Origin of the sequence: Frankia gtarii (assembly GCF_025403375.1) — a bacterium.
In the GTDB taxonomy this organism is placed as follows: Bacteria; Actinomycetota; Actinomycetes; order Frankiales; family Frankiaceae; genus Frankia; species Frankia gtarii.
In genome coordinates this window covers 58,888-71,229 of record NZ_JAMPTM010000001.1, presented here as the reverse complement: position 1 = coordinate 71,229, position 12,342 = coordinate 58,888, and the positions used below count along the sequence as shown (strand labels likewise).

General features: G+C 70.6%; 8 protein-coding genes. 7 read left to right on the top strand and 1 reads right to left on the bottom strand.

Going from position 1 to position 12,342, the window contains the following annotated elements:
- The first annotated feature begins 21 nt into the window (after positions 1–21).
- From NBZ83_RS00305 to NBZ83_RS00295, 3 genes are all read left to right on the top strand, one after another.
- A complete protein-coding gene (locus NBZ83_RS00305; protein ID WP_261566028.1) occupies positions 22–1,233 on the top strand; it encodes an acetyl-CoA C-acetyltransferase in 1,212 nt (403 codons plus the stop codon).
- A 175-nt stretch (positions 1,234–1,408) separates the two neighbouring features.
- Positions 1,409–2,260, top strand: a complete 852-nt coding sequence (locus tag NBZ83_RS00300; RefSeq protein WP_261566027.1) for an amidohydrolase family protein — start codon at positions 1,409–1,411, stop codon at positions 2,258–2,260.
- Between the two features lie 87 nt (positions 2,261–2,347).
- On the top strand, positions 2,348–4,528 hold the full coding sequence (locus NBZ83_RS00295) for an acyl-CoA dehydrogenase family protein (protein ID WP_261566026.1): 2,181 nt from the start codon (positions 2,348–2,350) through the stop codon (positions 4,526–4,528).
- Positions 4,529–4,584: 56 nt separating this feature from the next.
- Here NBZ83_RS00295 and NBZ83_RS00290 read toward each other — a convergent pair whose 3' ends face one another.
- The gene (locus tag NBZ83_RS00290; protein WP_261566025.1) at positions 4,585–5,772 is read right to left on the bottom strand and encodes a CaiB/BaiF CoA transferase family protein; all 1,188 of its coding nucleotides are present in this window, start codon (positions 5,770–5,772) and stop codon (positions 4,585–4,587) included.
- Between the two features lie 243 nt (positions 5,773–6,015).
- On the opposite strand from NBZ83_RS00290, the gene NBZ83_RS00285 reads away from it, so the two are divergent.
- From NBZ83_RS00285 to NBZ83_RS00270, 4 genes are all read left to right on the top strand, one after another.
- Positions 6,016–6,831, top strand: coding sequence for an ABC transporter ATP-binding protein (locus tag NBZ83_RS00285; protein WP_261566024.1), 816 nt, complete (start codon positions 6,016–6,018; stop codon positions 6,829–6,831).
- A 113-nt stretch (positions 6,832–6,944) separates the two neighbouring features.
- Entirely contained in the window at positions 6,945–9,920 is a 2,976-nt protein-coding gene (locus NBZ83_RS00280; RefSeq protein WP_261566023.1) for an ABC transporter permease subunit, read from the top strand.
- 163 nt (positions 9,921–10,083) lie between these two features.
- The gene (locus tag NBZ83_RS00275) at positions 10,084–11,316 is read left to right on the top strand and encodes a CaiB/BaiF CoA transferase family protein (RefSeq protein WP_261566022.1); all 1,233 of its coding nucleotides are present in this window, start codon (positions 10,084–10,086) and stop codon (positions 11,314–11,316) included.
- Between the two features lie 110 nt (positions 11,317–11,426).
- Positions 11,427–12,338: an SDR family NAD(P)-dependent oxidoreductase gene (locus NBZ83_RS00270; protein ID WP_261566021.1), complete on the top strand. Its 912-nt coding sequence runs from the start codon at positions 11,427–11,429 to the stop codon at positions 12,336–12,338.
- Positions 12,339–12,342 lie beyond the last annotated feature (4 nt).

Sequence of the window (12,342 nt, the reverse complement as noted above, 5' to 3'; positions counted from 1 at the left end):
CGGCAAGGTGGGGAGTGGAACATGCGCGAAGCGGTGATCTGTGAGCCCGTTCGGACCGCGGTCGGGCGCTACGGCGGCGCTCTGCGGACGATGAGTGCGCAGGCCCTGGGTGCGGCGGTCGTGCGTGGTCTGCTGGACCGTACCGGCCTGACGGGACCGGATGTCGACGACGTCCTGTTCGGTTCGTGCTACCCGAGCATGGACGCGCCGGCCCTGGGGCGGGTGGTCGCGCTCGACGCTGGTCTGGGGATCGAGGTCCCGGGTCTGCAGCTGGACCGCAGGTGTGGTTCCGGGGTCCAGGCCGTGGTCACGGCGGCGATGCAGGTCCAGACGGGTGTCGCGGACGTGGTCGTCGCCGGGGGCGCGGAGAGCATGAGCAACGCCGCCTTCTACTCGACCACCCTGCGGTGGGGACCGAACAACGGCGAGCTCACGCTGCACGACTCCCTCGCCCGCGGCCGGGTCACCGCGGGCGGGGAACGGTTTCCCGTCCCAGGGGGGATGATCGAGACCGCGGAGAACCTCCGACGGGAGTACGGGATCTCCCGTACGGAGCAGGACGAACTCGCCTTCCGCTCGCATCAGCGGGCCCTGGCGGCCCAGCAGACCGCGCGTTTCGCCGACGAGATCATTCCGGTGCTGGTTGCGCACCGCAAGGGCGCCGTCGCCGTGGACATCGACGAGCATCCGCGGGCCGACACCAGCCTGGCCACCCTCGCGGCGTTGCGCCCGATCATGAGCCGCTCCGACCCGCAGTCGACGGTGACCGCCGGAAACGCCAGTGGTCAGAACGACGGTGCGTCGGCCTGCATCGTCACCCACCCCGCCGAAGCGGAACGTCTCGGCCTGCGCCCCCTCGCCCGCCTGGTGAGCTGGGCCGTGGCCGGAGTCGAACCCGCCCGGATGGGCATCGGCCCGGTGCCGGCGGTCGACAAGGCGTTGAAACGCGCCGGGCTGAAGCTGGCGGACATGGATCTGATCGAACTCAACGAGGCGTTCGCGGCACAGGTGCTCGCCTGCACCCGGGAGTGGGGCTTCGCCGGCTCGGACTGGGAACGCTTCAACGTCAACGGCTCGGGGATCTCGCTGGGACATCCGGTCGCGGCGACCGGCGGCCGGATTCTCGCGACCCTGCTGCGGGAGATGCAGCGGCGGGACGCCAGGTACGGACTGGAGACGCTGTGCATCGGGGGCGGGCAGGGCATCGCCGCGATCTTCGAGCGGGTCGGCTGACCATCGCCCCAGCTCGTGTCACCGCGGGTGGTGGACTTCCGGGACGAACTGCCGCGCATGCCCACCGGCAAGCCCGCCAAGGGCAGGCTCCGCCAGGAGTACCTGTCGCCGGCGCCGACGATCTGAGCGCCGGCTCCCTGACGAACGGCGGAGGGCAGACAGAATGGTTTTCCCGATGGGGACGCCCGTCGTTGACACGATGATTTCGTTCCCCTCGCCGGACTCGTCGCAGTATGACTTCATCCGGCGTCAGCTCAAGGATTCCGAGTCGAAGGCGTTCGAGTTCCCCGCGCAGTACATGTTCAAGGGTGTTCCGCACGATCTCCCCACCGATGATCCGGTGAGCGTGACGCTGCGTGAGATGGACCGGTTCAACATTGAGTATGCGCTGATCGGGTGCCGCGGTGAGGCGTCCCAGCGCGCGCTGGCGACCTTCCCCGACCGCTTCGTGGCCGGAAGCTCGGTCACCGACCCTTCTGACGTGATGGGGTCGGTGCGCCGGTTGGTCGAGGACCACGAGAAGTTCGGGATCAGAGCGGCCGACGTCTTTCCCGCCGGCACCTTTCCCCAGGTCGCGATCAACGGCGAGAAGATGTATCCGATCTACGCCAAGTGCGTGGAACTCGGCATCCCGATCTTCGTGTGCGCCGGGGTGCCGGGGCCGCGGCTGCCGTTCGCGCCGCAGCGGGTGGAACTGATCGACCAGGTGATGTTCGACTTCCCCGACCTGGTGTTCGTGACCCGCCACGGCTGCGAGCCGTGGACCGACCTCGCGGTGAAGCTTCTGCTCAAGTGGCCGAACCTGTACTACTCCACGTCCGCCTTCGCGCCCAAGCACTACCCGAAGGCGATCATTGACTACGCCAACACCCGCGGCGCGGACAAAGTCATCTATGGCGGCTACTTCCCGATGGGCCTGTCTCTTGAACGGATCATGAAGGAGATGCAGGACGTGCCGTTCCGCGATCACGTCTGGTCCAGGTTCCTGCACGAGAACGCGCGGAAGGTACTCGGGATCGGCTCCTGAGCCGCCTCCGCCTCCGCCGGCATGACCATGATCATCATTGTTTGACGGTGAGCTACGTTCGACCGTGAACCACAGGGAGCAGCAGACGTGTCCATCGGTCTTGACGAGGACCATCACGCGCTGAGCGACTCGGTGCGGGGGTTCGTGTCCCGCTACGCCCCATCGGACGAGGTTCGGGCGGGCCTGGCGAACTGGGCCCGGGGAACGGCGCCCGGATACTGGCCGCAGCTCGTCGAGCAGGGACTGACGTCGCTGCACCTGCCGGCGGAATACGGCGGGGCCGGGTCCGGGTTCATCGCGCTTGCCGTGGTGGTCGAGGAGACCGCCCGGGGTCTGCTGCCCGGCCCGCTGCTGGCCAGCGTGCTGACCAGCGCGGTGCTGGCGCGCCACGGCGACGAGGCGCTGTGCGGGCGCAGCCTGCCTGCGCTGGCCGCCGGTGGCATCGGCGCGACGGCCGTGACCACCGACGGTCTCGTCGCGACCTCGGTGCCCGGCGGGGGCTACACGGTCAACGGCACCACCGGACCGGTGCTCGGCGCCCCGGGTGCCGAGCTGCTGATTCTGGGTGCGACGACGGAGGACGGTGGCCAGGTCTGGTTCGCCGTGCAGCCCGGGGCCGGCGTCGAGGCGGCCGCCGGGGCGCCGGTCGATCACACCCGCGCGGTCGGGAGGGTGACGTTGACCGCCGTCGGCGTCGCCGTCGACCAGGTGCTCACCGCCACCACCGAGCAGGTCCGCGCCATGGCCGCCGTGCTGTTCGCCGCGGAGGCGGTCGGGTTGGCCCGCTGGTTGGTGACCACCGGCGTCGACTACGTCAAGGTCCGTGAGCAGTTCGGCCGGACGGTCGGCTCGTTTCAGGCCGTCAAGCACAAGTGCGCGCGGATGTTCATCGACGTCGAGGCGATGTCGGCCGCTGCCTGGGACGCCGCCCGGGCGGTCGGGGACGGTGATGAGCAGCTCGCGTTGGCTGCGGCCGCCGCGGCGGTGACGTGCCTGCCGACGGCGACCGAGATCGGCCTGCAGACCGTCACCCTGCTCGGCGGCATCGGTTATACCTGGGAACACGACACCCACCTCTACTGGCGCCGGGCGATGACCCTGGAGAACCTGCTCGGCCCGACCAGCGGATGGCAGCGGCGACTCGGCCAGCTCGTCCGCACCGGCAGCCGGGACTTCCGGGTCGAGCTGGCAGAGGAGGACCCGGCCTTCCGGGCCCGGATCGCCGGCGTGCTGGCCGAGGTCGCCACGGTGCCGGACGAGCGCGGCCGACGCGAGCGGCTCGCCGCCGAGGGTCTTGTGGTGCCGCACTACCCGAAGCCCTACGGGATCGACGCCAGCCCGGTCGAGCAGCTCGTCATCGCGCAGGAGTACGAGAAGGCCGGGGTCGAGCAGCCCAGGCTGACCATCGGGGACTGGGCGCTGCCGACCATCCTCGCCAACGGCAGCGAGGAACAGAAGGAGTTCTTCGCCCCGGCGACGCTGCGCGGCGACATCCGGTGGTGTCAGCTGTTCAGCGAGCCGGGGGCGGGCTCGGACCTGGCATCGCTGTCGACGCGGGCGGAGAAGGTCGAGGGTGGCTGGCGACTGAACGGCCAGAAGGTCTGGACCTCCAACGCACTCGAGGCGGAGTACGGCATCTGCCTGGCCCGTACCGACCCGGACCGGCCCAAGCACAAGGGCATCTCCTATTTCCTCGTCGACATGGCCGCACCCGGGCTCGAGATCCGGCCGCTGCGCGAGGCCAATGGTGGCTACCTGTTCAACGAGGTGTTCCTCACCGACGTCTTCGTCCCGGACGGACGGCTGGTCGGCGAGGTCAACCAGGGCTGGGCGCTGGCCCGCACGACACTGGGCAACGAGCGGGTCAGCATCAGCGGGATGCTGAAGGTGCCGCCCGGTCTGATCGACCTGGCCGCCTCCGTGGAGCTCGCCGCCGCGCCGCAGGACGTCACGCGCGAGGTGGGATCGATCTTCGCCCTGGCGTACGCCCTCGCCGCGATGGGGCTGCGGTCGACGCTGCGCAGCCTGTCAGGGCTTCGACCGGGGGCGGAGTCCAGCGTGGCCAAGACCGCCGCGGGATCGCTGGTGACCGAGATCGGGCTGCGCACGATGCGCTGGTTCGGGCCGGCCGCGGCGGTCGCGGACGGCCCGGCCGGGACGCGGACCCAAAGCTATTTGTCCGTCCCGCCGCAGCTGATCGGCGGCGGCACCGTCGAGATCCAGCTCAACGTCATCGCCGAGCGGATTCTCGGTCTTCCGCGGGGTTGAACGGCTCAGGCGCCCGCCGTCGGGCGGGTCGACGTTCCGCCGCGCCGCCCGCTGTGTCAGCAGGCCCCGTCCGCGCGCCAGGCCGCGATCTGCGCGGGCGAGTAACCGAGCTCGGTGAGGACGGCGTCGGTGTGTTCCCCCAGCGCCGGGATCGGGTCCATCCGTGGCGCCCAGCCGGGGCTCGTCGGCGGGGGGAGCAGCGCGCGGACGGGCCCGGCCGGGGAGGCCACCTCCCGCCAGCGGTCGCGGGCGGCCAGCTGCGGGTGTCCGATGACGTCCCCGACGCTGTTGAGGCGGGCGTTGCCGAGACCGGCGCCGTCGAGCGCGGCCTGGGCCTCGGAGAGAGAGACGGTGCTGGTCCACGCGCCGATCGCCGCGTCGAGGCGGGGTCGTTCGCGGACCCGGTCGTAGTTGCCGGCCAGCGTCGGGTCGGCCGCCAGGTCGGGACGGCCGAGAACCTTGGTCGCCAGTCGCTGCCACTCGCCGTCGTTGGTGGTGCCCAGCACGACCGTCTGGTCGTCGGCGGTCGGGTAGGCCCCGTAGGGGGAGACGGCGGGGGAGCTCACCCCGTTCGGCTCCTGCTCCGTGCCGGTGCCCATCGTGAAGTTGAGGGGATACCCCATCCATTCGGCGGCCGCGTCGAAGAGGCTCACCGACAGCGCGCACCCGGCTCCGGTGGCCCGCCGCGCGTACAGCGCCGCCAGCACTGACGTCAGCGCGTACATCCCGGCACCGATGTCCGCGACCGGGATGCCGGCCTTGGCCGGGCGGCCGGGCTGGCCGGTGATCGCGCACGATCCCACCTCCGCCTGCACGAGCAGGTCGTAGGCGCGCTTGTGGGACAGCGGTCCGTCCTCGCCGTAGCCGGAGATGTCGACGGCCACCAGGCTCGGGAACCGGGCGACGAGCCGCTCGGCGTCGAGGCCCAGCCGGGCCGCCGCGCCCGGTGCGAGGTTCTGGATGACGACGTCGGCCCGGGCGATGAGCCGTTGTGCCGCGCCCGCCCCCCGGGCGTCGCGCAGGTTCAGCGTCACCGACTCCTTCGCTCGGTTGAGCCAGGCGAAGTGTGCCCCGAGGGCGTCGTGCCAGGCGTCGTCGTAGTCACGGGCGAAATCGCCGCCGCGTGGCCGCTCGACCTTGATGACCCGGGCGCCCAGATCGGCCAGATGGCGCGTCGCCAGCGGGGCCGCGACAGCCTGCTCCAGTCCGACGACGAGCAGGCCGGCCAACGGAAGGGCGGTCATCCGAGCGGTCGGGGCGGGGCCGTCCAGCCCCTCGGGGACGTCGTGAGGCCGAGCATCTGTCCTCCTGGCCGGATTTGGGAACTAGTTTCGGATAAAATATAATCCTTCGGATGTGGACCGCGCCCCCCGTCCGCCCGAGTGTCGGCCCAGGTCGGGCACGGAGCTGGGCCTGTGAGCCTTGTCATATCAAGCAAATTTTGAATATAATATTCATATTGATCCACTTTGGTGCTGGGAGGCTGCATGTCCGGGTCCAGTGCGGCCACGGCGACGGTGACCGAACCTGCCGACGTCGGGGGCGCCGAGCCGTTGCTGCGGCTCTCGCAGATCAAGAAGCATTTCGGTGGGGTGGTCGCGCTCGCGGACGTCAGTATGGATCTCGACGCCGGGTCGGTCCGTGGACTGATCGGTCCGAACGGTGCGGGCAAGACGACGCTGTTCGACATCGTCTCCGGCGTCACCTCGGCCAGCGGCGGCTCCGTCCGGTTCGGCGGCACGGACATCACCCGGGTGTCGCCGACGGGGCGCGCCCGGCTCGGAATCCGTCGCACCTTCCAGCGGGCGCAGGTGTTCAACTGGCTCTCGGTCGAGGACAACGTGCTCGCCGCGCTGGAGTGGCGGGGCGGTGGCGGCGGTGTGCTCGCGGACCTCACCGCGCTGCGTACGCGCCGCGTTCTGGAGCGCGCCCGGCGGGAACGGGCGGCGGAGGTGCTGGCGTGGTGCGGCCTGGAGCCGGTGCGCACAGACGCCGCGGGATCGCTGCCACTCGGCCTTCAGCGTGTGGTCGAGCTGGCCAGGGCGATCGTCGACCGGCCCCGACTGCTGCTGCTCGATGAACCGACGTCCGGCCTGGACCAGGCCGAGTCCGCCCGGTTCGGCGACCTGATCGTGTCCCTTCGTGGCGAGGGCTGCGCCGTGCTGCTGGTCGAGCACGACGCCGAGTTCGTCATGCGGCTGTGCGACCGCATCTGCGTCCTCAACCTCGGCGCCGTCCTCGTGGAGGGCACGCCGGCCGAGGTCCGGGCGGACCAGGCGGTTCGCGACGCCTACCTGGGTTGAGCCCACGGCGCTGAACGGCTCGACATACGACGTCGCCGGCGATCTGAGCTGCGGAACGCTCCGCAGGGTCCAGTAGCGCCGCCGGGCCGGCGGACACCATCAAGGAGAATCACGTGACCGAGTTCGTCAACCTGGTGATCGCCGGACTGGTGACAGGCGCGCTCTACGCCATTCTGGCGTCCGGGCTGACACTGACGCACCAGACCTCGGGCATCTTCAACTTCGGCCAGGGCGGTGTCGCGTTCGCCGCGGCCTACCTCTACTTCCAGCTCAACACCGGGCAGGGCCTGCCCATCGTGCCCAGCGCGATCATCGCCATTCTGGTGTTCGCGCCGCTGCTCGGCTGGGTGCTGCATCGCGTCCTGTTCCGCGATCTGCGCGAGGCGCCGATCGCGGCCCGGATGGTGGCCGCGCTCGGCCTGCTCATCGCACTGCCGGCGCTCTGCTTGTGGATCACGGAGATGCTGCGGTCGAACACCGACCTCACCTTACCGAAGATCGAGGACGTCTTCCGCATCCCGGGCCTCGCCCCCAGCCCGAAGAGCAACTTCAACCTCGGCAACGGCCTGATCATCGACACCGATCAGCTTGCGATGCTGGGTGCCGCGATCTTCTCGGCCCTGCTGCTGTGGTTCGTGGTTCGGCACTCCCGGATCGGTCTGGAGATGCGGGCGTCGGTGAGCCGTCCGAGCCTGGCCGCGCTGCGCGGCGTCAATCCCGACCGGGCCTCGGCCGTCTCCTGGGTGCTGTCCTGCACGCTGGCGGCGCTCGTCGGCGTGCTGCTCGCGCCGATGTTCGGCCTGACCTCGCTGACGTACAACACGCTGCTGTTCATCTCCATCCCCGCCGTGATCCTCGGCCGGATGGCCTCCATCCCGATCGCGATGGGCGGGGGTCTCGCCCTCGGCGTCGTCCAGAACCTCATCGCCGGCTACGTCACGATCGACATCGTCGGCTTTCCCACCGCCGTGCCCTTCATCATCCTATTCATCCTGCTCATCTACTTCGGGGCGGACCGGGGACGACGCGCCGGCACCACGCTGGAGGAGAAGCCGCCCCGGGACTACGCGGCGGGAGTGCCGCAGTGGCACCGGCGCGTGCTGTGGGGTCTGCTGACCGTCGGGCTTCTTGCCTACACCGCCTGGGGCGCCACCGACTTCTATGCCGGACTGCTGGCTCAGGGCCTCGCCACCGCGATCATCCTGATCTCGTTCACTGTGGTGACGGGCATCGGCGGGATGGTGAGCCTGGCCCAGGCCGCCTTCGTGCTCTCCGGCGCCTTCACCGCCGGCATCCTGATCTCCCACGGCGTGCCGTTCTTCCCGGCCCTGCTGGCCGGCACGGTGGTGTCGGCGCTGGTCGGCTTCATCGTCGCGCTGCCGACCCGCCGGCTCGGGGGCCTTCCGCTGGCGCTGTCCACCCTGGCGCTCGCCTACATTGGCCAGAACCTGATCTTCCAGATCTCGGACATCTCCAACGGATCGTCCGGGTGGGCCATCCCGGCGCCGTCCCTCGGTCCGCTCGACACCGCCAACCCGCGCTGGATGGTCGTGCTGCTGCTCGTCCTGGTCGGGCTCGCCATCGCGCTGGTGCACGCGCTGCGCAACTCCAGCACCGGCCGGGCGATCCTGGCCGTCCGCTCGACCGAGACCGGCGCCATGACCAGCGGTATCGCGGCCGGGCGGATGAAACTGATGGTGTTCGTCGTCTCCGCCGGCATCGCCGGGTTCGGGGGCGTGATGCTCGGGGCGAGCCGCGGTCGGGTGACCAACACCGACTTCGACGTGCTGCTCGGCATGGTCTGGCTCGCGACGACCGTCACGATCAGTGTCCGTCGCCCCGCCGGCGCCGTCGTGGCCGGGATGCTCTCCGCGCTGATGCCGCAGGTCCTCAACGACGTCCCGGGGACCACGTACTTCATGCAGTTGCTGTTCGGGCTCGGCGCGGTCAACCTGGCGCGCAACCCGGACGGGCTGCTGTCGCTGATCTCGCAGCAGCGTTGGCAGCGTCGGGAGCGTCGGGAGGCGAAGTCGGCCGCACACGTGTCCGCCGCTGCGTCTGCCGGGTCCGCTGCGTCTGCCGGGTCCAGCGCATCCGAGCCGGCGGCGATCGGCGCCGTCGGGGGTGCCGTTGCCGTCGCGAAGGACCGGCCCGCCGCCCCGGCTGGGACGGGCCCGAGCCCGGAGGAGGCTGCCGACCAGCCGGCCGCGTTGAGGCTGACCGGCGTACGGGCGGCCTACGGTCAGCTCGAGGTTCTGCACGGCATCGACCTGACCGTGCGCAAGGGCGAAGTGGTCGCCCTGCTCGGCAGCAACGGCGCTGGCAAGTCCACCCTGTGCTCGGTCGTCGGCGGGCTGCTGCCGGTGTCGGCGGGCAGTGTGCGGATCGTCGGACAGGAGGTCGCGAGAACTCCCGCCCACCGGCGAAGCCGCGGTGGGGTCTATCTCGCGCCGGAGGGCCGGGGCATCTTCCCGGACCTCTCGATCGAGGAGAACCTCAGCCTGTGGCTGCCGGACGCCGACGAGCGCGACGGCGCCTACGCCGCCTTCCCGATCCTCGGGGAGCGCCGCAAGCAGCTCGCCGGCGCCCTGTCCGGCGGCGAACAGCAGATGCTTGTGCTGGCGCCGGCCCTCGTGCGGCCGCCCGACCTGCTGGTCGCCGACGAACCCTCCCTCGGGCTGGCACCCCTGATCATCGAGAAGATCTTCGGTGCCCTGAACGAACTACACGAGCGGGGGACCGCCCTGCTGATCGCCGAGGAGAAGGCGCGCGACGCGCTGGCTCTGGCCGACCGCGTCGCCTTCCTGACCGTCGGCCACGTCAGATGGACCGGACCCGCCTCCGAGGTCGACGCGGACACGCTCGCCGCGGCTTATCTCGGCATCGACTCGGCGGCGGATGCTGCAGTTTCCGCCGGGGCTGCTGCGGCCGGGGCTGCTGCGGCCGGGACGGTCGACGGCGCGCCGAGCGTGGCCGATTCCGGGAGTGCCGCGAGCGCGGACACCACCGATATCGCGGCCTCATCCGGCGAGCCCGCCGACGTCCAGATCGCGGGATCATCCGCGGCGGTGGTGGATTCCAGGTCATGAGCCTGGGCGCCGGGCGCGCCGGGCGAGTGCTCGCGTGCCCGGCGCCCGGCGTGACCCCGTCCGGCGACGATCCGCCGCCGGCTGGATCGCGAATCTCATACCTGGATTGTAAATTATATATAATATCCAAAAATGCTGCCGTGATCGAAAATAGGTGATGGGGATGACCGCCGCTGCCGCTCCGCTCGCGGGCGTTCGGGTGATCGACGTCTCGATGCTCGGGCCCGGTGCGCTGACCACTCACCTGGCCGACCTCGGCGCCGATGTCATCAAGGTCGAACCGCCTGGTGGGGACTACGTCCGCCGGATGTCGTGGCCCTTCGTGGCGGGCGTCTCGCTGTTGCACCTGCACATCGGGCGCGGCAAGCGCAGCGTGGTACTCGATCTGCGCACGGAACAGGGCGCGAGCGTCTTTCGTGAGCTGGTCGCGTCCGCGGACGCGGTGGTGGAGGCGATGAGGCCGGGCGCCCTGGAACGCCGTGGCCTGGGCTACGAGGCACTGACCGCCCTGAATCCGAAGATCGTGCTGTGTTCGCTCTCGGGCTACGGGGCGAGCGGGCCCTATCGCGATCTTCCCAGCCACGGCGTGGCGTACGACATGTGGGCCGGGGTCGTTCGTCCGGAGGAGGACGACAACGGGTTCGCCTCGGTGCCCGACCACGCCTCGATCGGCATCCATGCCGGTCCGCTGTACGGGGCGTTGGCGCTGCTGGCGGCGGTGTTGGCGGCGCGGGAGACCGGGCGGGGCGCGCACCTGGAGGTCGGCCAGTCCGACGCGGCGGCGGCCATGGACTGGATGCGTATCGAGACCTACCGCGCGTACGAGCGGCCGGCGGACGAGGTCACCGGAAACCCCGCCGACGGGTACGAACGGCGCGCTGCGGGCACCGGCGGGATGCGGGACGCAGTCCGCTATCAGACCTACGCGACCGCGGACGGCCACATCCTGTTCATGGCGTCGGAGCGGCGGTTCTGGCGCAACTTCTGCGCGGGCATCGGCCGCCTCGATCTTTTCGAGGCCCGGCCAGGTGCCGAGTACGCCGACCACGCCCGGGGGGATCTCGAGCTGCGGTCCGAGCTGCGGGAGATCTTCAAGAGCCGCACCACCGCGCAGTGGGTGCGCTTCGGCGGGGAGGTCGACACCGCGCTGTCGCCGGTGAACACCCCGGAGACCATCGCGACCGACCCGCAGTTCGTCGAGCGTCTGCCCTGGCTGCCGGCAGCGGAGCTGGGTGCGGACCAGCTTCCTTTCCCGGTGCACCTCAACGGAGCCGTTCCCGCGGTCACGCGGCACGCGCCGACCGCGGGGGAGCACACCGAGGAGGTCCTGCGGGATCTGCTCGGCTATGGACCCGAGCGCCTGGCGCAGCTGCGCGCCACCGGAGCACTGGGCTGACCGGAGCACTGGGCTGACCGGAGAGGCGGGCCGACCAGGCGCGGGAGCAAGCACCGGCGTACCGGGACCGGGGTCCGGCTACACATCGACCTGACAGGACAGGAGAGGCCATGGGACTGCTCGACGGCAAGGTCGCGGTCATCACGGGGGCGGGCCACGGCATCGGCCGTGGTCACGCGCTGGAGTTCGCCCGTCACGGCGCCAAGGTCGTGGTCAACGATCTCGGGGGCTCGTTGCGGGGCGAGGGACAGGGCCGGGCGGCGGACGAGACCGTGGCCCTGATCGACAAGCGCGGCGGCACGGCAGCGGCGGACTACTCCGACGTCAGCGACTTCGAGCAGGCCGGTGCGCTGGTCCAGCGCGCGCTCGACGCCTATGGGCGGCTCGACATCCTCGTCAACAACGCCGGGATCGTTCGGGACGCCGTCATCTGGAACATGCCGCCGGAGGACTTCGAGGCGGTGATCCGGGTCCATGTGATGGGCACCTGGTCGACCTGCCACCACGCCGCGCGGCACTGGCGCGCGGAGGCGAAGGCCGGCCGGCCGGTCAACGGCCGGATCATCAACACCACCTCCGGCGCGGGTCTGGGCGGCAACTTCGGCCAGTCGAGCTACGCCGCGGCCAAGGCCGCGATCGTCGCCATCACCCAGACCGTCGCCCTCGAGCTGCATCGCACCGGCGTGACGGTGAACGCGGTGGGCCCGTCGGGTCTCACCCGGATCACCGCCTCGATCCCGGGCATGCCGGACTCGTTCGAGCCCGACGAGGTCCCGGAGGACGAGTGGCGCGAGATGGACCCGGCGAACAGCTCGCCGCTGGTGGCCTGGCTCGCCAGCGACGAGGCCGACCACGTCACCGGTCAGGTCATCCGGTCCATCGGCGATCGCATCATCTGGATGCGGGGATGGAAGGAGCACCGGACGATCTCGGCGGACGGCAAGCGATGGGACGCCACCACCCTCGGCTCGCTGATCAACCAGGACCTGTTCGAGACCCGGGCGCCCGGGATGCGGTTCTGACGCC

What these genes read in the sequence shown, in the direction of transcription:
- NBZ83_RS00305 (WP_261566028.1), top strand. Translation starts at nt 22, where the DNA reads ATGCGCGAAGCGGTGATCTGTGAGCCCGTTCGGACCGCGGTCGGGCGC.
- NBZ83_RS00270 (WP_261566021.1), top strand. Translation starts at nt 11,427, where the DNA reads ATGGGACTGCTCGACGGCAAGGTCGCGGTCATCACGGGGGCGGGCCAC.
- NBZ83_RS00285 (WP_261566024.1), top strand. Translation starts at nt 6,016, where the DNA reads ATGTCCGGGTCCAGTGCGGCCACGGCGACGGTGACCGAACCTGCCGAC.
- NBZ83_RS00290 (WP_261566025.1), bottom strand. Translation starts at nt 5,772, where the DNA reads ATGACCGCCCTTCCGTTGGCCGGCCTGCTCGTCGTCGGACTGGAGCAG.
- NBZ83_RS00275 (WP_261566022.1), top strand. Translation starts at nt 10,084, where the DNA reads ATGACCGCCGCTGCCGCTCCGCTCGCGGGCGTTCGGGTGATCGACGTC.
- NBZ83_RS00300 (WP_261566027.1), top strand. Translation starts at nt 1,409, where the DNA reads ATGGGGACGCCCGTCGTTGACACGATGATTTCGTTCCCCTCGCCGGAC.